Source organism: Synechococcus sp. MU1617, from assembly GCF_020514235.1.
In the GTDB taxonomy this organism is placed as follows: Bacteria; Cyanobacteriota; Cyanobacteriia; order PCC-6307; family Cyanobiaceae; genus Parasynechococcus.
Map to the genome: position 1 here is coordinate 216,969 of NZ_VTLB01000003.1, position 20,670 is coordinate 237,638.

General features: G+C 61.9%; 18 protein-coding genes, 1 tRNA gene and 1 pseudogene. 8 read left to right on the forward strand and 12 right to left on the reverse strand.

The genetic code is table 11. The annotated features are described in order from the left end of the window. Positions 1-19 precede the first annotated feature (19 nt). Complete coding sequence (locus FZZ90_RS08325) at positions 20-1,057, forward strand: hypothetical protein (RefSeq protein WP_226425232.1); 1,038 nt, start codon at positions 20-22, stop codon at positions 1,055-1,057. Further along, positions 1,054-2,142 (forward strand): hypothetical protein, encoded by a 1,089-nt coding sequence (locus FZZ90_RS08330; protein WP_226425233.1) that lies wholly within the window; start codon positions 1,054-1,056, stop codon positions 2,140-2,142. Before FZZ90_RS08325 ends, FZZ90_RS08330 begins: the two co-directional genes overlap by 4 nt. Positions 2,143-2,185: 43 nt before the next feature. Here the strand turns inward: FZZ90_RS08330 and FZZ90_RS08335 are convergent. Next, a tRNA-Thr gene (locus FZZ90_RS08335) sits at positions 2,186-2,258 on the reverse strand. A gap of 139 nt (positions 2,259-2,397) precedes the next feature. Here FZZ90_RS08335 and FZZ90_RS12880 point away from each other — a divergent pair. Next, entirely contained in the window at positions 2,398-2,574 is a 177-nt protein-coding gene (locus tag FZZ90_RS12880; protein WP_370631045.1) for a photosystem II assembly family protein, read from the forward strand. 360 nt (positions 2,575-2,934) lie between these two features. Here FZZ90_RS12880 and FZZ90_RS08345 read toward each other — a convergent pair. The 10 genes and pseudogenes from FZZ90_RS08345 to grrP form a co-directional block, all read right to left on the reverse strand. Next, positions 2,935-3,495 (reverse strand): annotated as a pseudogene (locus FZZ90_RS08345) (low-complexity tail membrane protein); the annotation flags it as partial. Positions 3,496-3,509: 14 nt separating this feature from the next. After that, on the reverse strand, positions 3,510-6,848 hold the full coding sequence (gene infB, locus FZZ90_RS08350) for a translation initiation factor IF-2 (RefSeq protein ID WP_226425235.1): 3,339 nt from the start codon (positions 6,846-6,848) through the stop codon (positions 3,510-3,512). A 69-nt stretch (positions 6,849-6,917) separates the two neighbouring features. Further along, on the reverse strand, positions 6,918-7,196 hold the full coding sequence (locus tag FZZ90_RS08355) for a YlxR family protein (RefSeq protein WP_226425236.1): 279 nt from the start codon (positions 7,194-7,196) through the stop codon (positions 6,918-6,920). Further along, the gene (gene nusA, locus FZZ90_RS08360; protein WP_226425237.1) at positions 7,193-8,632 is read right to left on the reverse strand and encodes a transcription termination factor NusA; all 1,440 of its coding nucleotides are present in this window, start codon (positions 8,630-8,632) and stop codon (positions 7,193-7,195) included. The genes FZZ90_RS08355 and nusA overlap by 4 nt, the downstream gene beginning before the upstream one ends. A 54-nt stretch (positions 8,633-8,686) precedes the next feature. Continuing rightward, a complete protein-coding gene (gene rimP / locus FZZ90_RS08365; RefSeq protein WP_226425238.1) occupies positions 8,687-9,154 on the reverse strand; it encodes a ribosome maturation factor RimP in 468 nt (155 codons plus the stop codon). Between the two features lie 110 nt (positions 9,155-9,264). Next, positions 9,265-9,522 (reverse strand): hypothetical protein, encoded by a 258-nt coding sequence (locus FZZ90_RS08370; protein WP_226425239.1) that lies wholly within the window; start codon positions 9,520-9,522, stop codon positions 9,265-9,267. A gap of 58 nt (positions 9,523-9,580) precedes the next feature. After that, positions 9,581-10,042, reverse strand: coding sequence for a hypothetical protein (locus FZZ90_RS08375; protein WP_226425240.1), 462 nt, complete (start codon positions 10,040-10,042; stop codon positions 9,581-9,583). An 11-nt stretch (positions 10,043-10,053) separates the two neighbouring features. Next, a complete protein-coding gene (gene grrM, locus FZZ90_RS08380) occupies positions 10,054-11,241 on the reverse strand; it encodes a cyclophane-forming radical SAM/SPASM peptide maturase GrrM/OscB (RefSeq protein ID WP_226425241.1) in 1,188 nt (395 codons plus the stop codon). Continuing rightward, positions 11,238-11,639: a GrrA/OscA1 family cyclophane-containing rSAM-modified RiPP gene (gene grrA, locus FZZ90_RS08385; protein WP_226425242.1), complete on the reverse strand. Its 402-nt coding sequence runs from the start codon at positions 11,637-11,639 to the stop codon at positions 11,238-11,240. Before grrA ends, grrM begins: the two co-directional genes overlap by 4 nt. A 40-nt stretch (positions 11,640-11,679) precedes the next feature. Next, the gene (grrP, locus tag FZZ90_RS08390; protein WP_226425243.1) at positions 11,680-12,540 is read right to left on the reverse strand and encodes an extracellular substrate binding-like orphan protein GrrP; all 861 of its coding nucleotides are present in this window, start codon (positions 12,538-12,540) and stop codon (positions 11,680-11,682) included. 160 nt (positions 12,541-12,700) lie between these two features. On the opposite strand from grrP, the gene FZZ90_RS08395 reads away from it, so the two are divergent. Both FZZ90_RS08395 and rpiA read left to right on the forward strand, forming a co-directional pair. Further along, on the forward strand, positions 12,701-13,789 hold the full coding sequence (locus FZZ90_RS08395; protein WP_370631046.1) for a trypsin-like peptidase domain-containing protein: 1,089 nt from the start codon (positions 12,701-12,703) through the stop codon (positions 13,787-13,789). Positions 13,790-13,826: 37 nt separating this feature from the next. Then, positions 13,827-14,546 (forward strand): ribose-5-phosphate isomerase RpiA, encoded by a 720-nt coding sequence (rpiA, locus tag FZZ90_RS08400; RefSeq protein ID WP_226425244.1) that lies wholly within the window; start codon positions 13,827-13,829, stop codon positions 14,544-14,546. On the opposite strand, the gene hisD is transcribed toward rpiA, so the two are convergent. Beyond that, positions 14,539-15,846 (reverse strand): histidinol dehydrogenase, encoded by a 1,308-nt coding sequence (gene hisD / locus FZZ90_RS08405; protein WP_226425245.1) that lies wholly within the window; start codon positions 15,844-15,846, stop codon positions 14,539-14,541. The two genes, rpiA and hisD, sit on opposite strands and share 8 nt — an antisense overlap. A gap of 107 nt (positions 15,847-15,953) precedes the next feature. Between hisD and rpsT the strand changes: the two genes are divergently transcribed. From rpsT to rpoB, 3 genes are all read left to right on the forward strand, one after another. Beyond that, positions 15,954-16,250 (forward strand): 30S ribosomal protein S20, encoded by a 297-nt coding sequence (gene rpsT / locus FZZ90_RS08410; RefSeq protein WP_226425246.1) that lies wholly within the window; start codon positions 15,954-15,956, stop codon positions 16,248-16,250. Between the two features lie 48 nt (positions 16,251-16,298). After that, positions 16,299-17,087, forward strand: a complete 789-nt coding sequence (locus FZZ90_RS08415) for a TatD family hydrolase (protein WP_226425247.1) — start codon at positions 16,299-16,301, stop codon at positions 17,085-17,087. 281 nt (positions 17,088-17,368) lie between these two features. Continuing rightward, entirely contained in the window at positions 17,369-20,662 is a 3,294-nt protein-coding gene (gene rpoB, locus FZZ90_RS08420; protein ID WP_226425248.1) for a DNA-directed RNA polymerase subunit beta, read from the forward strand. Positions 20,663-20,670 lie beyond the last annotated feature (8 nt).

The window sequence follows — 20,670 nt, forward strand, 5'->3', positions numbered from 1 at the left end:
AACGCTTGCTGGCGTGAGGGTGTCGTCCCGTCCCTGGAGATGGCGGCTTGTCTGGGTTGCTCTGACCTGCGCGCTCACCTTGTCGATTGCGCAGTTGGGCTGGGGCGCCAAGGCTGCTGTTGACCCGAGGCCCTCTCCAATCGACTGGGGGACGGCCCCGGTTGAGGTGATTGAACCGGAAAGCCCGCCGCTTCGGATCGGCGCCTACATCACCAACATCAGCGATATCGATCTGCTGGATGACCAGTTCTCCGTGGAGATGTTGCTGTGGACCACCTGGACTGGTGAGCCGCAAGACGACCCCAGTGATCAGCTGATGATCCTGAACGGTATTTATGACGGCGACATCCAGCGTTTTGAACGGGTCAGCCATGAGCAAACCGCGGCCGGCTCATGGAATCTCTACCGGGTGCGTTCGGCCGTGGTCAAACGCTGGCGGCTGCAGCGCTATCCCTTTGACGACCAGATGCTGCATGTCCAGATCGGTCTGGCTGATCCGTTGGCTGCAGTGAACCTTGACGTTGACGATCCCGATCCATTTGCGGTGTCTCCAGGTCTCGTGTTGCCGGGTTGGACGCTTGAGCAGCCCGGTGCTTATGCCTCAAGCGTCAGCTTGATGAGTGAGCTTGGTCGCCCTTTGGGCGATGGAGAGGTGATTCGTCGTCAACCGGCCGTGTCACTGGATGTGCTGATCCGGCGCCGCAGCCTCCTGTACGTGGCACCGGACTTTTTGGGCTACATGCTCGCCGTTGGGTTGTGCTGCATGAGTTTGATGATTACCCACAGCCGGGATGATTTGATCTTGGCGTCTGTGGTGTCAGCGGGCGGCAATTTTGTCTACGTCGCCGGGAAGTTGCCGGTCACCGCCATGGCGGGCTTCATCGGACATCTGCAGCTGATTATTTTCCTCGGAATTTTGTACGTGGTAGCAGCGGATGAGTTGATTGATAGTCATCTGATTGTTCTCAACGAGCGCGTCTCCCAGGTTTTGCGTGTGTTGTTGTTGCCCAGTTATGTCGGCTTCACGCTTCTCGCCATTTTCTTGATCATTCCGTGACTGAACCATCCCGTACCGAGATCACGGAGTCGCAGGTCAAGGGGCTCTGGGCGCTTGTTAACGCTTCGCTGACGCTGTTGATCATGCTTCTGGGGGGGCTGTTGATTCAGCCTCGGTTGTCGGAACGCCGAGAGGTGTTGGATGACCGCTACGTCCTGACTGCAGATGAAGTAGCAGCACTGCCGCAAGGCACGCTTCCCGTGGTCTTGGATCGGCGCCTTGGTCAGGATCAACATGACTTTCGGTATCGCTTGCTGAAGCTGGTGCTTGAGCGCAGTGACACACCCTTTGCCCTGGGCTTCAGTGCTGCAGTGCAGCCTCAGGATGAGGCGATTGCGGCTCTCGCGGAGGGGCAAAAGGCTAGTCGGCGTAACCCCCTGCGGCTCTCGGTTGGTGTCTACGGAGCTGGCCCGGATTTGAACCGTCGTCTTCGGGCGGTGCCCATTCCGGTGATGGGTGGAGTCCTCGGGCTGCGGGCTGGATGGACCAATCAGGCATCCCTGGCCGAACTGCAAACGATTCGCAGCCTTCAGGACCTTCAACGCATCGTTTTGGTTCAAGGACTGGGCTGGAGTGATATTGAGATTTTTGATCGTGCTGGCCTACGCACCTACACCGCACGGTCGGAAAAATTGCTGCGCTTGGTGAATGACAACCGGGTGCAGTTGTTTCCCCGTGGTGTGGCGGAACTTGAAGCCGAGGATTCTGTTGTGACGTCGTTGTATCCGCAGATGCTTCTTGATCCCCATCTGTTGATTGTTTACCCCTTTGCGGGTTTCTTCTATGTGGCTCCAGAGAACACAGAGCTGGCGGCCGCGATTCAGACCGGTTTTGAACGGGTGATCGCTGATGGCTCGTACAAGCGCCTTGTTGAAGAAGCGATCATGACGCCCTGGTTAAAGCACCAGCTCAAACTGCGGTCGCGAAGGATTCTGGTGCTCCAGAATCCTGAGGTGGCTGAAGTGTTGGCTGATGTAAATCCAGGGCACTGGATTGTTCCCTGGAACGATCTTCTTAGCGGCCGGATCACCAGCGGTAATGATCTCTGCTCGTCTTCAGGATTGAAGGAGCTATGTGCTGATTAACTGTGCACTGAATCAGGCCGATTCAATGCGCCACTGCTGAAAAAGCCGATGACCTGACTTGAACAGGCGACCCACGCTTTACGAAAGCGTTGCTCTACCGGCTGAGCTACATCGGCGACAGTTTCAATTTAACATTTGCTCTGAATCCAACTTGGACGATTGTCCGATAAATCCCGCCCAAAATCTGGCTTGGATCCGGCGTTGAGGGAACGCTTGCTCAAGGAGTCACAGACCCCCTGGCGTGGGCTCAGACGGTTGGTCTGGTTCGCTCTCTTCGCTTCCGCTGGACTCGGCCTGTTCACGATGGTTTTTCGTGCTTCCGCCGGGGGCACTGTCGACCTGTCTGATTTCGGGATCCAGAGCGGTGCTCTTCTGCTCTTCTCCGGGCTGCTCTGGTTCGACCGGAATAGAGGCAGCAGCAGCGACGGTTGATTCCGAGGGGGCTGGGGGCTTTGCGTTTTGTTCTTCATCTCTATCGGCATCATCCACACCGATGTCTTCAGATGCATCGTTTTGGGCCTCTGCATCGACGGTGGCCGGTGCTTCGGCCTCAGCCTCCTCAGATACCTCAGCTGGCACCTGATTGATGGCTGAGCGCTCTTCGTCTGTATCTTCGTTTTTAGAAATGTCGTCGTCGCTGACATTTTCAGTGCTTGTCTCTTCAGCGCTTGCTTGACCAGTGCTGTCGTCCGTTTCCGGCTCGGCGACTTCCACCTTTATGGCCTCCTCGGCCCCTTGCTTGCTCGGCATTACTGCAGGCTCCGGCCATTCCAGGGCAGGAAGGTTGAGCAATTGCAGGCCAAGGCTGGTGCGTTGCGTTGCAACAGCGTCAGCACGAAAAGCCGAATCGGCAGGGGCAGCCGTTGCGCCCGAAGCCAACAACTGTGTTGCAGCTTGAACCAGCTGCTGCACTTGCCAGACCATCAAGGCCAGCAATGGACTTACCAGCAGCAGGGTGACCAGGCGGGATTGCCCCGAAACCGGGGAAAACTCACTCGCCAGCACGGCTGAATCATCCAACCACCAGAGCACGGGCAGCAGGATGACTGCGGTGATCACCACGGCGACGCGGCTGCTCAGGCCGCCGTGAGATGCACTGATGCGGAGTTGATCGCCCTTGCGGCTGGCCAGCGGCTGACGCACCAACAGCAGTGACCCCCAGTCGGCGGGGCGTCGCCACAACGCGACGGCTGGGGCCAATACCCCGACGCCCCAGATCAGAAATCGCTCCACACCAGGCACGGGGCCTGGGTCCGCACCGGCCAGGACCAGGCGGATCAGCAGCAGCTCCAGGGGGATGGCTCCAAGAGCCAGGCACTGAAGCCAGAGCAGGGGCTCGCTGCGGGGCTGCACGATCGCTTGCGGGGTCAGGTGGTGAGTTTGCGGCGTTGGGTGACCATCTTGAAGGCTTCAATGCGATCGCCTTCTTCCCAGTTGGCGAACCGATCGGTGCCGACACCGCATTCGAAGCCCGTGGCCACTTCTTTGACATCGTCCTTGTTGCGACGCAGGGAGTCGAGGTCGCCTTCGTAAACCACCTGTTTTCCGCGGTGAACCCGCACCCGGCAGTTGCGATGCAGCTTGCCGGTGGTGACGTAGCAGCCAGCCACAGCGCTCTTGCCGATGGTGAAGACGGCGCGCACCTCGGCTTCGCCCAGGGCTTCCTCCACCAATTCCGGTTCGAGCAGACCTTCCATCGCCATCTGGATGTCTTCCAGAAGCTTGTAGATCACGTCGTAGTCGCGAACATCCACCCCGGTGGCATCCGCCGCTTTCTTGGCGCCGGAGGCCATGGAAGTGTTGAAGCCCACGATCACTGCGCCGGAGGCGGCTGCCAGGTCGACGTCGGTTTCGGTGATCTCGCCAGGTGCCGACAGCAGCACCCGAACCTGCACCTCATCCTTCGGCAGCTGTTCGAGCGATCCCAGGATGGCTTCCACAGAGCCCTGAACGTCGGCTTTGAGAATCAGGTTGAGTTCCTTCAGCTCACCATCATTCGCCTGGCCGGACATGGCCGTGAGCGAGACGCGTCGTGACGCCATCTGCTGAGCGAGACGGGTGGCACGCGCATCGGAGGCGCGATCGCCGACGACCGCCCTGGCTGATTTCTCGTCGGGGTACACCTCGAACTCATCACCGGCGGTGGGCACCTCGCTGAAGCCCAAAGCCTCCACAGCGAAGGAGGGACCAGCTTCCTTGAGGCGTTGGCGGTTGTCGTCCACCATGGCGCGCACCTTGCCCAGCACCGGACCAGCGGCGACAACGTCGCCGGTCTTGAGGGTGCCGTTCTGCACCAGCAGCGTGGCCACGGGGCCTTTGGCCTTGTCGAGGTGAGCCTCGATCACGGTGCCGCGGGCCAGACGATCCGGGTTGGCCTGCAGGTCTTCCACTTCGGTGACCAGCAGCAGCATCTCCAGAAGCTTGTCGATGTTTTCGCCCTTGATGGCGCTCACCGGCACCATCACCACGTCGCCGCCCCAGTCTTCCGCCAGCAGGTTTTGTTCCGACAACTCCTGCTTCACCCGTTCGGGCGATGAACCTTCTTTGTCGATCTTGTTGATCGCCACCACGATCGGCACTTCCGCAGCCCGGGCGTGGCTGATGGCTTCCAGGGTCTGAGGCCGGACGCCGTCATCGGCGGCCACCACCAGCACAGCCACATCGGTCACTTTGGTGCCGCGAGCTCGCATGGCGGTGAACGCTTCGTGGCCCGGAGTGTCTAGGAAGGTGAGCTTGCGCTGTTCGTTGTTGTGTTCGATCTCAACCTGATACGCACCGATGTGCTGGGTGATGCCTCCGGCCTCACCCGCAGCGACGCGGGCCTGACGGATGGCATCCAGCAGGCTGGTTTTGCCGTGGTCGACGTGGCCCATGACGGTCACCACGGGAGGACGCCGGATCAGGTGAGCCTTGTCGGTCTCTTCGATCATTTCGACGGTCTTCTTGGCCGCCTCTTCCACGTCGTCCTGCAGCACAGGCACGCCGAATTCGTCGGCGACGGCCTCGATCGTGGGCATGTCCAGGGTCTGGGTGACCGTGGCGATGATCCCTTTGAAGAACAGGGATTTGATGATTTCTGAGCTTTCGACGCTCAGCATGTCTGCCAGTTCCTGCACCGTGAGGTTGTCCTCCGGCACCACGATCATTTCGGGCCGTACCTGTTTGGCTTCCCGGGCTGCCCGCAGTTCCATGGCACGCCGGCGCTGACGCTGACGGGCAGTTTCCTTCTTGCGCTTGCGCATCGCCGCCACCGGTTTTGGTGCGGTGCGCTGCTTCGATTTGGGCTTGGCGGGACGAGCCAGGCTCGCCGAGAGAACCATGTTCTCCTGTTCGCCGGCGAAGCCGCCGGTCTGTGCCGCCAGGGAATCATCGTTCTCGCCAATGATGTGTACCTTCTGGCGCTGCTTCTGCGGCGAGCGGCTGCGCAGAGCATCGAGCCGGGCGCTGTCATCCCAGTCGGGCCGACCAGGGCGTCGCTGTCCTCCGGGACCGCCGGGACGGAAGCCGGGACGGCGGGGTGCCGAGGGGGCATTCGGACGTGCCACAGGTGGGGTGGCGGTTCCTGCCCCTGCAGCGGCTTTGGTGGGCGCATCGGGACGGCGGGGTGCCGGTGCCGCCGGCCTGCCGACAGGCTTCTGCAGCTGCATGAGCTCACCGGGAGCAACCGGTTTGCGCATTCCAGCGGGCATGCCGGGACGTCCAGGAGCTCCCGGACGGGTTGGCGCGCCAGGACGACCGCTGCCGGTGCTGCTGCCGTCGCGACGAATCGGCTTGCCGACCAGTTCAAGGGTGTTGCCGCTGCGGGGGGGCATCCCCGGGCGACCCTGTCGGGTGGGGGCTCCTGGACGGCTTGGACCACCCTGGCGTTGAGGCACGCCTGTGCCAGCAGGACGGCGGGGCACAGGTTTGCCCACCAGTTCAGGCCTGGGGGTTGGCCGTGAGGGTGCTCCGGGCTTTGCAGGAGCGCCGGCACGGGTTGGAGTACCGGGCCGAGATGGGGCGCCAGCGCGGATGATCTGCGGCTTGGGCTGACCCTGGCCAGGGGTGGGCCGTGCTGGACTTCCAGCCCCTGCGGGACGCGGCGCCGGGCGAGCGGGTGTAGGCCGCGGCGTGGGTGCCGTGGGTTTAGCAGCAGTCTTGGGCTTGCTCACCAGTTCCGGTTTGCCCTCAGCCTGCTTGCTGACGACCTGCGGCTTGGCCGCGGCAGGGCGTGGCATGGGCTTTGCTGCCGTTGGTCGCGCTGGGACTGCAGGTGGTTTCTGAGGCGCGGCGGGCCGCGCAGGAGCTGCCGACGATTTCGCCGGGGCAGGGGCCGGCTTGCTGATCACCGGTTTGGGCGTGGCCGCTGCAGGAGGCTTCGGGGCCGCTTGTGGCTTGGCTGCCACTTGGGGCTTGGCGGCAACAGGCTTGGCGACCGGTTCTCTCACCGCTGGGGTGGGTTTGCTCGGGGCGGCAGGGGCTGCTTTCTGCACCGAGAGGATGGCCTTCCCCGGTGCGGGCTTGGCAGGGGCCGCGGCAGCGGGCGTCGCACCATTCCCGCCTTTCCCAAGCAGCGAACGGATCTTCCCGGCTTCAGCGTCACTGATCGAGCTGCTGTGGCTCTTCGCAGCGATCGAAAGCTTTTCAGCCGCATCCAGCACGTCCTTGTTCTCAAGACCGAGGTCCTTGGACAGCTCGTAAATTCTGACTTTGCCGCTGCTGGTCATTCAGTTCGGGTCTCCGATCGGTCCGGGCATGGAATGCCGCGGTGGCCACTCACAACGTGGGGCCAATGTTCAGTCTGCCTCAGCGGATTCACCAATGCTTTGGTTAAGCCGCTGTTTCAACACCGCAAGCACTGTTTCGGGCACCTGACAACGCAGGGCTTTCTGCAGACGTTTGCGACGGGTCGCCTCCTCCAGGCAGTTTTCCTCGCGGCAGAGATAGGCCGAACGGCCCATCCCCTCATCGAGGAGAACTCCGTCCTGATGGTCGCGGATCACCCTCCAGAGTTGGCGGCGATCCAAGAGTTGGCGGCAGGCCACGCAGCGACGCAGGACGGGACGGTCACTCACCGGACCTGCTCCTGATCGGCATCGGTATCGGCTTCAACCGCTGCGTCCGTGGTTTCAGTTTCGGTTTCGGTGCCGGCTTCCAACTCAGCGGGCTCCTCCTCCGAGAACTCCTGCTCGGGCTGCTCCTCGCCGTACTCCTCCTCGTCTTCGGGCAGCGGATACAGCTCCCTCAGGCGTGCATCCTCTTCCGCCCGAGCGGCCTGTTCGACGGCCAGCCGTTCTTCGGCTTGCTGCTGGAGGGCTTCCTCTTCCTCACGCTGGGAGATCAGCTCCGCAACCACGGCATCCTCTGCCTCTTGGTCGTATTCGGTGGAGTTCTTGATGTCGATCTTCCAGCCGGTAAGTCGGGCGGCCAAGCGCACGTTCTGGCCTTCGCGGCCAATGGCCAGGCTCAGCTGATCGGGGGGCACCAGCACATGGGCGTGCTGGCCCACGGGATCCACCAGGCGCACCATTTCCACTCGAGCGGGGCTGAGGGAGTTAGCGATGTACTGACCCGGATCGTGGGACCAGCGAATCACGTCGATTTTTTCTCCACGCAGTTCGTTCACCACCTGCTGGATGCGAGAGCCGCGGGCGCCAATGCAGGCGCCGACAGGGTCCACCTCGCGTTCGATGCTGTCGACGGCCACTTTGGTGCGAGGGCCCACCGAACGTGAGGGGGGATTGGCTTCACGGGCAACGGCCACGATCCGAACGGATCCTTCCTGGATTTCGGGAACTTCGTTCTCGAACAGGTAAACCACCAAACCGGCGTTGGAGCGGCTGACGAACAGCTGCGGTCCCCGGCGGGGAACTTCGCTCACTTCTTTCAAGAAGACTTTGAAGGTGGCGTTGGCGCGGTAGTTGTCGTTGGGCAGCTGATCGCGCCGGGGGAGTTCTGCCTCCACTTCCGGACGGCCCAGGCCTGAGCTGACCGCCATGATCACCGACTGGCGCTCGAAGCGGATCACTCGGGCCGTCAGCACCGGATCCTCCAGATCAGCGAATTCCTCTTGGATCATGCGGCGCTGCTGATCCCGCAGCTTTTGGGCCAGCACCTGCTTGGTGGTGGCGGCGGCCATGCGGCCGAAATCTTCTTTCTCCGGCGTGACATCCAGCACCACCGTGTCGCCCACCTGGGCGTCATCGGCCACCTGCATCACCTCGGCGATCGCGATCTGGTGGTCTTCACTCTCGACCTCATCAACAATGATCTTGCTGGCGAGAACCCTGTAGCCCTCTTCCTCAAGGTCGAGGCCAACGTCAAAGTTGCTGAAGTACTCCTCATCAAAGGGGTCTTCGCTGATCCCGAGATACAGGGTGCGCCTGTAGCGCTCGTAGCCCTTCAGCAGGGCCTCGCGCAGGGCCGCTTCCACCACCTGGGGCGGCAGCTTCTTCTCTTCACTGATGTCGTCGATCAGGTTGGTGAGACCGGGAAGCAGGACGAGAGCCATCGCGTTGGGTTAGGGGGAAAGAAGGGAGCGGTTGCAGGGGTGTGAACGCTGGGTTCAGCTGCCTGGACTCGTGAGGCGGACATCGATCACGCAATCCCGAGGAATCCGTTTGATTCGCCCGCGAATGTTGATCTGCAGCGTGTCGACGTCGCGTTCGAGCAAGAGGCCCTCCAGACGTTGCTCGCTGTCGTCCTTGTCGCGGTGATGAACCTCCACGGGGAAACCGCGGAAGGTTTCAAAGTCGCGATCGCTGGACAGCTGGTCGCCGATGCCGGGACTGCTGATCTCCAGAACATACGCGTCAGTGAGCAGGGAAGAGGCCTCAAGGGCATCCCCCAACACGCCGCTGAAACCCGCGCAGTCATCGAGGCTCACATCCGCTCCATTGCTGTGGCGGATCTGTACTTCCAGGGTCATCGGGCTCATGTGAGTGAGCAGCTGAATACCGCAAAGGGAAAAGCCTTTGCTGGCGGCCACCTCGGTGGCCAGAGTTTCCAGATCTGGAAGCAGAGGGTGAGGCAACGCAAACTGAGGGAGGACGTCGGTCCGACGTGCATTTCAGTTGTGACCGATCTCCCGCAGGGAGATGCCCGTCGGACACACCTTCAATGTACGGGACTGTCTACCCGCCGTCAGGTGTTGCCCAGGTCGATGGCTGGTGCATCAGGGAAGGCATCGCCCGGCTGCTCGGAGCCGCGCCCGTCGGAATCCTGATTGATGCACAGGCGTCGACGCTCCGGATCGGTCACGTACTGACAGACGCGACTCCAGAGTTTGCTGCGGCTGCCTTGGGGGCCATTGCTGAATGTCACCACGCCGGGAAGGCCAGGCCGGTCTTCGATCACGACCTGGCAGAGCTCACAGCGTTGTGAAGCGGCGGATTCGCTCAAGAGTGAAGCTCACAAGACGGATTGACCCTAAGCAGTGGACTGAAGACCCGCTGTGCGATCAGTGGCAGCCCTGAACGGAGATCCGGTAGCTGAATCCAGTGGCTGCCGGATCGTTGTTGGCGCCGATCCTGAAATTCACCTGGCTGATGCTCTTGCCTGGCACCTGCTGGAAGGGACCGAACATCCGGCCGGTCCCCACGGGCGGCTGCAGTTGTTCATCGGCCACCTTGCTGTTGCTGCCGTCGCTGAACTTGAGGAAGGCCTGGATGGGATAGCTGCTGGGATCGTTGGAATCGGCGGTGAAAAAGAGCTTGAAACTGCGGTAGGGCTGATCCACCACGAAATCGGTGTTCCAGTTGGTGCGGCCGACGGCTTTGCCAAGCAGCCCTTTGGGTCGCTCCACCTTCTTTTTCACGATGGGATCGCCACCTCCCACAGGAGGCAGGAAACTGCAGGCGGCCTGGGCCTGCAGTGGCATGAGCAGCAGGCCCAGCACGGGCAGAACAGTGAAGGATCGCATGGAGAATTGGATCAATTGGGCGTGAGTGCCGTCAGGGGAGGACCCTCTTCAAATCGCTCCAACAGCACCTGAACAGGAATCTGGGTGCCGAAGCGGCAGGCGTTGGTTTCACTGGAGGCGAGGGTGCCGTGCTCCCAGAACTTGTTGCTGCCGTTGCCACCGCCACAGAGGCCGAAGTATTCGCAGCTCTTGTGGCAGGTCTCCACACCGCTGGTCATGTCGGCCATGAGGCGACGGAACTGTTCGGTGTAGGTGGATTCCACCAGCGACAAATCCTTGAGATTGCCGAGGTTGAAGCTGCCGTAGCGGTCACTTGCCACCGACAAAAGCTCGGGGTCGAAAGTGGAGAAATTTCCCTCCCAGTCAACGCTGAGGATCGAGAACGGGCGATTGAGCTCGTTCTGGGTCATCCGCTCGTTGCCTTGGATCAGGCTGATGACCTGCTCGAATTCGCGCAGCACCACGGGATAACCGTCCTGCTCGCTCAGCCGCCAGAAGGCCCGCAGGAAGTCGCGATACTTCCCCTCCATCTCTGAGCCTTGCATCGAGGAACTGGTGTTGATCCCCTCCTGCTCCTCAACGTTGAAGCCCACTTCGCTGATGCCGTTGTCGCGGAAGAAGCGATACATCCGCTCCGGTTGCTCCATGGCATCGGCGGTCACCACCGAGATGCAGTGGAAGGGCACATCATTGCGGTGCAGGGCTTCAATCCCTTTCATCGCCATAGCATGGGAGCCGCGCCCGTTGCGGAAGCGCCGGTGGGCGTCGTGGATGTCTTCAGGGCCATCCACACTGATGCCCACCACGATGCGGTTGCGCCGGAAGCAGTCGCACCAGGCGTCGTTGATCAACGTGGCGTTGGTCTGCACGTGCTGGGTGAAGTCCAGCCCCTGGGCATTGAACTGATCAAGGCTGCGATACAGGATCGCTGTCGCCTCGTCATACCAACTGGTGGGCAGGGTGAGCGGTTCACCGGCGTGCCAAACCAGGGAAAATTCAGGTCCGGCATAGGGGCTTTCCAGGATCCGCTGCATCAGCAAGGGCAGCAGATCGAGGTCAAAGACCCGCTTCTTCTGCCGGTCCGGCAGATAGCAATACGAACAATCGAGGTTGCACAGCGAGGTGGACTGCACAACCACGAGCCCGATGGGCCCGAACCGGTTGAGGTCGGGCCTGACGTTGGGAGAAGAAACGATCACCAGTTGACGAATCCGCCGCCACCGTTGCCCCAGGCCCCGCCACCATTGCGCCAGCCGCCGTAGTAGTTGCCGTTGCCCCAGGTGTTGCGGCTATTGCCCCACTTGTTGCCGCTCTTGCCGTTGCCCCACTTGCCCTTGCCGCGGCTATTGCCGAATTTCTTGCCCTTGCCGTTGCCCCACTTGCTCTTGGCAACCAGCTCGTCATCCATGTCGGAGACCTGGAGCAGGCTGCCCCAGTCGGTGTTCCGCACGGCTTCGATCCGGGCTTCGATGCTGTTGGTCTTGGCCTGGCCGGTTAGTTGCTCTGGAGCGGTGTAGGTGGAGCTGGCTTCGGCGGTCTGGCAGAGCACGGCGCTGGAGGCCAGCAGTGCTTGAAAGGCAATCAGAGAACGCTTCATGACTGTTGATGGATAGAGAACAAAAGCAAGCGAGGAGTCGTCAGATTCCCGGTGTCGCTGGGGTGTTGATTTCTGCGGTGATGCTGAGGATCAGGCCGTAAAGGGAGCGGATCACGTCCTGGCTCAGGCCCACGTCGCTACCCGGACCAATCCAACGGTTGATCATGCGGCGCGTTCCCGCATCGCCATCCATGTAGGCCTGCATCATCTGGCCCAACGCGATGTTGGTGGAGGAGAGCAGCTTGCCGTTGTCCTGTTTGACGATGCAGCTGATGCCGGAGCGGCCGTAGGGGCGGAAGGGCAGCAGCGCCGTCTTGTCGATGCGGCTGTTTGCGGCCAGCCACAGGGTGCCGCCGCCAAGGATTGGAACGTCACCTTCGTAGAAAGCGTTCAACGCTTCGATCGGGGTGTCGTAGCTCTTCAGCGTGGCGCCGGGCACCACGCTCTTCAGCACCTTGGCGGAGGCGGTGTCCTTCACCACCCCGATCGTTTGGCCCTCCAGTGAAGCCGGGGTCCCATTAATGGTGGTGTCGTTGGCGGTCAGCAGACGGGTGCCGCCAACGCCGAAGGGAAGGCTGTAGCTCACCTGGGTGGAGCGCCCCCAGGTGAAGGCCACGCCACAGGCGATGTCGGCTTTGCCGGTGATCACGGCGCCGATGCCGTCATTCACCGACTTCGCCACCCGGTAGTCCACCTTGCGGCGCTTGGCCTGAATCCGGATCTGTTCAAGAACATCAACCCCGAGGCCCTCGTAGCCGGCATCCGTTTTGTGATACATCGGCTTCATCTCCTCAAAGATCACCGCCTTGAGCGTTGTGCTTTCCGCTGAGGCTTGAGGGGTGAGGGCAACCGGGCCAGCCAGGGCAAGCAGGGCTGCCGCTGGAGCCAGAAGTGCACGCATTTGAAAACTGCGTTTCCTGATTTGTTAGCTGGAATCGCCGACCTTGTCCGCCCATCGCAAAAGGCTTTGTGAGATTGCGTTCGATTTGGACCAAGGCCCGCTTCCCTGGCTGGATCCGATAAAAAGAAGGCAATTCACAGGTCTTGTGTTGCGTTACGCCCTGCGTCAACTCTTGGCCGTGCTGGTGGCCGTAGCCGTCCTGGTCGGTGATGGACCGTCCGTCCAGGCTTTGGAACACAGCTTTGTTGCCGATGCCGTTCAGCGGGTGGCCCCGGCTGTGGTTCGGATCGACACCGAGCGCACCGTGGAACGCCAGCCGTTTGATCCCACGCTGCTCGATCCCCTGCTGCGGGACTTGCTGGGGGATCCTCCGGCAGGTCCGGAGCGGGAACGCGGCCAAGGCTCCGGTGTGGTGATTGATGCCAAGGGGCTTGTGCTCACCAACGCCCATGTGGTGGATCGGGTGGAGTCCGTCAGCGTCACCCTGGCCGACGGAGAGCAGCGGGATGGACGGGTGGTGGGTACCGATCCGGTGACAGACCTGGCCTTGGTGCGTCTCGAGGGCAATCAACTACCGCCGCGGGCTCCCTTGGGTGATTCGGAAGCCATGCAGGTGGGCGATTGGGCGATCGCCCTCGGCACCCCGTTCGGATTGGAACGCACGGTGACCCTGGGCATCGTCAGCAGCCTGCACCGCAACATCAACAGCCTTGGCTTCGCCGACAAACGGCTGGAACTGATTCAGACCGACGCCGCCATCAACCCCGGTAATTCCGGCGGGCCGTTGGTCAACGGCGATGGTCAGGTGATTGGCATCAACACCCTGGTGCGGTCAGGCCCTGGGGCCGGCCTGGGTTTTGCCATCCCGATCAACCTGGCCCGCCGGGTGGCCGATCAGCTGCAGCAGCAGGGTGAGGTGGTGCATCCCTACATCGGTCTGCAACTGGTTGCTCTTACACCGCGCATCGCGCGCGATCACAACAAGGATCCCAATGCCCTTGTTCAGCTGCCGGAACGCAGCGGTGCCCTGGTGCAAGCCGTGCTTCCCGATGGCCCGGCCGAAAAAGCAGGACTGCGCCGCGGCGATCTGTTGATCACCATCGATGAGCGCGACATTCCCGACCCTCAGGCGCTGCTCGAGGTGGTGGATGCCGCCGCCATCGATGTTCCCTTGCCCTTGAAGGTGCTACGGGCGGGCCGCGAGCTGACCCTTTCCGTCAAACCGGAGCCCCTGCCTGGGATGGCTTGAAACCCTTGCTACGGTCGCGCTCTAAAGATGTGACCTGATGGCTGATCTTCAGACCCAGATGAAACAGGCGGTGGCTGATGCCGCTGTTGAGCAGATCAAGGACGGCATGGTGCTGGGCCTGGGATCAGGTTCCACCGCAGCGTTGATGATTCAGGGCTTGGGGGCCAAGCTCGCCAGCGGCGAACTCAAAGACATCGTTGGTGTGACCACCTCCTTTCAAGGTGAGGTGCTGGCCGCGGAACTCAATATCCCCCTGCTCAGCCTCAATGCCGTCAGCCGGATTGATCTGGCCATCGATGGTGCCGACGAAGTCGACCCTGGCTTCCAATTGATCAAGGGCGGTGGCGCTTGCCACGTGCAGGAAAAACTCGTGGCGGCACGGGCGGATCGTTTTGTGGTGGTTGTGGACTCCACCAAGCTGGTGGACCGTCTCAACCTCGGTTTTCTGCTGCCGGTGGAAGTGCTGCCTGGGGCCTGGCGCCAAGTGAAGCAGCAGCTGGAAGCCCTCGGGGGCAGCGCTGAGCTGCGCATGGCCCAGCGCAAGGCCGGCCCCGTGGTCACCGATCAGGGCAACCTGGTGTTGGACGCCAAACTCGACGGCGGCATCTCCGATCCCGTGGCTCTGGAACAGACCATCAACAACATCCCTGGTGTGCTGGAGAACGGCCTGTTCGTCAATATCACCGATGAGGTGTTGGTCGGCGAGATCGCCGATGGCGTGGCGGGTGTCCGCAGCCTGGAGAAGCGCCTCAGCTGAGGCGCCGCCGCACTGATTCAGCGTGGCTGTGAAGTCCTTCACTGGTGGCTAGCTCCTGCACAGCTGAACCCGTTGCTTCCAGCGCAGCACGGTTGAAACCGATCAGCGAGGTGTGACGCATGAAGGTCTCAACGCTCAGGGCCCCGCTAAAGCGCGCAGCTCCACAGGTCGGCAATGTGTGGTTTGGGCCTGCCAGGTAATCCCCCACAGCTTCTGGGGACCAGGGGCCCAGGAAAATGGCTCCGGCGTTTTGAATGCGATCCGCCAGGGGGTCGGGCCGCTCCACCAGCAGCTCCAGGTGTTCGGGGGCGAAGCTGTCGCTGAGGCGGGCACAGCTCTCGAGGTCGTCGCAGACCACCACCAGCCCCCAGTCCCGCAGAGCGGCCTCGCAGATCTCCTGGCGGGGGTGATTGGTCAGCTGTTCGGCCACCGCAGCGTTGATCCCGTCGGCCAATGCAGGGTCGGTGGTGATCAGCACCGCCGCCGCTAGAGGGTCGTGCTCCGCCTGCGCCAACAGATCCGCCGCCACCTGGTCGGGCTTGGCGGAGTGGTCCGCGATCACCAGAACTTCGCTCGGTCCCGCTAGGGAATCGATGGCCACCTGGCCGTACACCGCCTGTTTCGCCAGGGTCACGTAAAGGTTGCCTGGGCCACTGATGACATCCACCTTGGGCACGCTGTCGCTGCCGTAGGCCATGGCGGCGACAGCCTGGGCACCTCCGAGGCGGAACACCGTTTTCACGCCGGCAAGGTGAGCTGCTGCCAGCACTACGGGGTTGACCGCACCACTCCGTCCGGCGGGGGAGCAGATCACCACGTCCTTCACGCCGGCGACCCGAGCTGGCACCGCATTCATCAGCACGGTGCTGGGGTAGGCCGCTCGTCCTCCGGGCACGTAAAGACCCGCCCGCTCGACCGGTCGCCAGCGCCGCCCGAGCTGTTCGCCGTGGGGGCCCGTCACCGCCAGATCGGCGGGACGTTGGCGTTGGTGGAAATCGGTGATGCGGCGATGGGCCAGCTCCAGGGCGTCCCGTAGGTTGGTCGGAAGCGAAGTCCAGGCCTGTTCGAGGGCCTCGGGGGAAACCGCCATCGGTTCTGGCCGGAAGCCATCGAACCGTTCGGTGAAATCGGCAATGGCCGCATCGCCGCGGTCGCGTACCGCCGCAAGAATGGTTTCAACCCGCTCACGGGCTTCACCTTGCTGGGTTTGTGTGGTGCGGCTTGATAACCGTTGCAGTTCTGTCTGGGCCTGTTCCAGATCCCGCACGATGCGAAGGGGAGCAACGGCCGGTTGGCTCACAGACAAAGGAACGGTGGGAGATTTCGGTCAAGTTAGGACTCCACAACGCAGGGAGGGGGTCCTGTCAAGGAGTAAGGTGATGGATTGTTCGCAACGTTGAAGCCTCAGTGGCCAATAACAAGTCAGCCAAGAAGCGGATTGAAATTGCTGAGCGCAACCGTGTGCGCAACCGCACCTACAAGTCGTCGATGCGCACCCTGATGAAGCGCTGCTTCGCCGCCTGTGATGCCTACAGCGCGACCCCTGGTGATGAAGCCAAGGCCAGCGTGCAGACCTACATGCGTGCCGCCTTCAGCAAGATCGACAAGGCCGTGAAAGTTGGTGTGCTGCACCGCAACAACGGTGCCAATCAGAAGTCCCGCCTCAGCGCGGCCGTGCGCAAGGTGCTCGAGCCCGCCAGCTGATTCGGTTCCAACCGGCAGAATGGGCCGAAAGCGCGTTTCGGCCCAGCTGTGTCCCCCACCCCGACGTTGATTGACAGCCACTGTCACATCGTCTTTCGCAACTTTGACGACGACCTCGATGAGGTGGCCTCACGTTGGCGTGAGGCTGGGGTTGGTGCTCTGCTGCACGCCTGCGTTGAACCCTCTGAAATTCCGGCGATCCGCGCCTTGGCTGATCGGTTTCCGGAGATGCGCTATTCCGTCGGCGTCCATCCACTGGACACCGAGCATTGGCGGGATGACACGATGGCTGTGCTGCGTCGGGCGGCCCTCGAGGACGATCGGGTGGTCGCCATCGGCGAACTCGGGCTCGATCTTTTCCGTGACAAGAATCTGGATGAGCAGCTCGCTGTGCTGCGTCCTCAATTGGATCTGGCGTTGGAGTTGAACCTGCCGGTGATCATTCACTGCCGGGATGCCGCCGAGCCGATGCTGGATGAACTGCGGGCCCGCAAGGCTCAGGGCCGTTGCCCTGGAGGGGTGATGCACTGCTGGGGCGGCACCCCTGATGAAATGCACCACTTTCTGGATCTCGGTTTTTACATCAGCTTCAGTGGCACCGTCACCTTCCCCAAGGCGGAGCCCACCCACGACTGCGCCCGTCAGGTGCCGGAGGATCGTTTCCTGGTGGAAACAGATTGCCCTTTCCTGGCCCCTGTGCCCCGCCGTGGCAAGCGCAACGAGCCGGCCTTCGTGGCCTCCGTTGCAACACGGGTGGCCGAGCTCCGCGGCGTGGATCTCGACAGCGTGGCCTGCAGTAGCACCGCCAACGCCCGGCGTTTGTTCGGACTCCCTTAACTGGGGTTTCAAGAGTGTCGAGTCCATATGTAAGATGTTGTATTGGCCTGGCCATGCGCAGGATTCCTTCTTGTGCGTGGTGCCTGAAGCGTCCATTTCCTTCCGGTGCATTTGTCGTCGTCAGCTGATCTGACCCGCGATTTCTGAACAGCAGCAGCGGCGCTGTCGGTTCCGTCCTGGAAACCGTCAGTGCCGCTGCTGTGTCGAATCGTCTTGTCGGGTGAGCTTTTGCCGCCAATCCAGTCCTCCCCAGTCCCTTCGTCCTCTCTGCCGGTCCCCGCATGAGCAGCAGCGCGATTCAGGTCGCCAAGACCGCCACCTACCTCCCTGATCTGGTGGAGGTGCAGCGGGCCAGCTTTAAGTGGTTTTTGGATCAAGGTCTGATCGAGGAGCTGGAAAGCTTCTCTCCGATCACGGATTACACCGGCAAGCTGGAGCTGCACTTCATCGGTAGCGAGTACCGGCTGAAGCGCCCCCGCCATGATGTGGAAGAGGCCAAGCGTCGCGATGCGACCTTCGCCTCGCAGATGTATGTGACCTGCCGTCTGGTCAATAAGGAGACCGGTGAGATCAAGGAGCAGGAGGTCTTCATCGGCGAATTGCCGCTGATGACCGAGCGCGGCACGTTCATCATCAACGGCGCTGAGCGCGTGATCGTGAACCAGATCGTGCGAAGCCCCGGTGTCTATTTCAAGGATGAAATGGACAAGAACGGCCGGCGCACTTACAACGCCAGCGTCATCCCCAACCGGGGTGCCTGGCTGAAGTTTGAGACAGATAAGAACGACTTGCTCCACGTTCGTGTGGACAAGACCCGCAAGATCAACGCGCACGTGCTCATGCGTGCCATGGGTCTGTCTGACAACGACGTGCTTGACAAGCTGCGTCACCCCGAGTTCTACAAGAAGTCGATTGATGCCGCGAACGACGAGGGCATCAGCTCGGAAGACCAGGCTCTGCTTGAGCTTTACAAGAAATTGCGTCCGGGTGAACCCCCCTCAGTGAGTGGTGGTCAGCAGCTGCTGCAGACACGTTTCTTCGATCCCAAGCGCTACGACCTCGGTCGGGTCGGCCGCTACAAGATCAACAAGAAGCTGCGTCTCACCATCCCCGACACGGTGCGCACCCTCACCCATGAGGACGTGCTCTCCACCCTCGATTACCTGATCAACCTGGAGTTGGATGTTGGCGGCGCCAGCCTCGATGACATCGACCACCTCGGCAACCGCCGCGTGCGTTCCGTGGGTGAACTCCTGCAGAACCAGGTTCGTGTGGGTCTGAACCGTCTCGAGAGGATCATCAAGGAACGGATGACCGTCGGAGAAACCGATTCGCTGACCCCAGCGCAGTTGGTTAATCCCAAGCCCCTGGTGGCGGCGATCAAGGAGTTCTTCGGCTCCAGCCAGCTGAGCCAGTTCATGGACCAGACGAACCCTCTGGCTGAGCTCACCCACAAGCGCCGCATCTCGGCTCTTGGACCCGGTGGTCTCACCCGTGAGCGTGCAGGCTTCGCTGTCCGCGACATTCACCCCTCCCACTACGGCCGTCTCTGCCCGATTGAGACGCCGGAAGGTCCTAACGCCGGTCTGATCAACTCCCTGGCCACCCACGCCCGGGTTAACGAGTACGGCTTCATCGAAACTCCGTTCTGGAAGGTGGAGAACGGTGTCGTCCTGAAGGAGGGCGATCCGATCTACCTGTCTGCAGACCGGGAAGACGAAGTGCGCGTTGCCCCTGGTGATGTGGCCACCGAGGACGACGGCAGGATTACGGCGGATCTGATCCCTGTGCGTTATCGCCAGGATTTCGAGAAGGTCCCCCCCGAGCAGGTCGACTACGTCGCCTTATCACCGGTGCAGGTGATCTCCGTGGCAACGTCCCTGATCCCCTTCCTGGAGCACGACGACGCCAACCGAGCACTGATGGGCTCCAACATGCAGCGTCAGGCTGTGCCGTTGCTGCGCCCCGAGCGTGCCCTGGTGGGCACCGGCCTGGAAACCCAGGTGGCCCGCGACTCCGGCATGGTGCCGATCTCCCGGGTGAACGGCACTGTCACCTATGTGGATGCCAACGCCATCGTTGTCCAGGACGAGGATGGCAACGACCACACCCACTTCCTGCAGAAGTATCAGCGCTCCAACCAGGACACGTGCCTGAACCAGCGCCCGATCGTCCGCTGTGGCGATCCGGTGATCGTCGGTCAGGTGATGGCGGATGGCTCGGCCTGTGAGGGCGGTGAGATCGCCCTGGGTCAGAACGTTCTGATCGCTTACATGCCCTGGGAGGGTTACAACTACGAGGACGCGCTGCTAGTCAGCGAGCGTCTGGTCACCGACGACCTCTACACCTCGGTTCACATCGAGAAGTACGAGATCGAAGCGCGTCAGACCAAGCTCGGACCCGAGGAAATCACCCGCGAGATTCCCAACGTCGCTGAGGAAAGTCTCGGCAACCTCGACGAGATGGGCATCATTCGTGTTGGTGCGTTCGTTGAAAGCGGCGACATCCTCGTCGGCAAAGTGACGCCCAAGGGCGAATCTGATCAGCCGCCCGAAGAAAAGCTGCTTCGCGCGATCTTTGGTGAGAAGGCCCGCGATGTGCGCGACAACTCTTTGCGTGTGCCTGGCACCGAGCGTGGCCGCGTTGTGGATGTGCGCATCTATACCCGTGAACAGGGTGATGAGCTGCCCCCCGGCGCGAACATGGTGGTGCGGGTTTATGTGGCCCAGCGCCGCAAGATTCAGGTCGGCGACAAGATGGCCGGCCGCCACGGCAACAAAGGCATCATCAGCCGCATCCTTCCCCGGGAGGACATGCCCTATCTGCCCGACGGAACCCCGGTCGACATCGTGCTCAACCCTTTGGGTGTGCCGAGCCGGATGAATGTGGGACAGGTATTCGAGCTGCTGATGGGTTGGGCGGCGTCCAACCTGGATTGCCGCGTGCGCATCGTTCCCTTCGATGAGATGTACGGGGCTGAGAAGTCCCAGCAGACCGTCGAGACCTTCCTCAAGGAAGCTGCCAAGCAGCCTGGCAAGGGTTGGGTGTACGACCCTGAGGATCCCGGCAAGCTGCAGTTGCGGGATGGCCGCACCGGTCTGCCTTTCGATCAGCCCGTGGCCGTGGGCTATTCCCACTTCCTCAAGCTGGTTCACCTGGTGGACGACAAGATCCACGCCCGTTCCACCGGCCCCTACTCCTTGGTCACCCAGCAGCCCCTGGGCGGTAAGGCACAGCAAGGCGGTCAGCGTCTGGGTGAGATGGAGGTGTGGGCACTCGAGGCCTATGGCGCCGCTTACACCCTGCAGGAACTGCTCACGGTCAAGTCCGACGACATGCAGGGCCGTAACGAGGCCCTCAACGCCATCGTCAAGGGCAAGCCGATCCCCCGCCCCGGAACGCCGGAATCCTTCAAGGTGCTGATGCGCGAGCTTCAGTCCCTGGGGCTGGACATCGCCGTCTACACCGATGAAGGAAAGGAAGTGGACCTGATGCAGGACGTGAACCCACGTCGCAGCACCCCCAGCAGGCCCACCTACGAATCCCTCGGCGTCGCGGATTACGACGAGGACTGACGGATCAA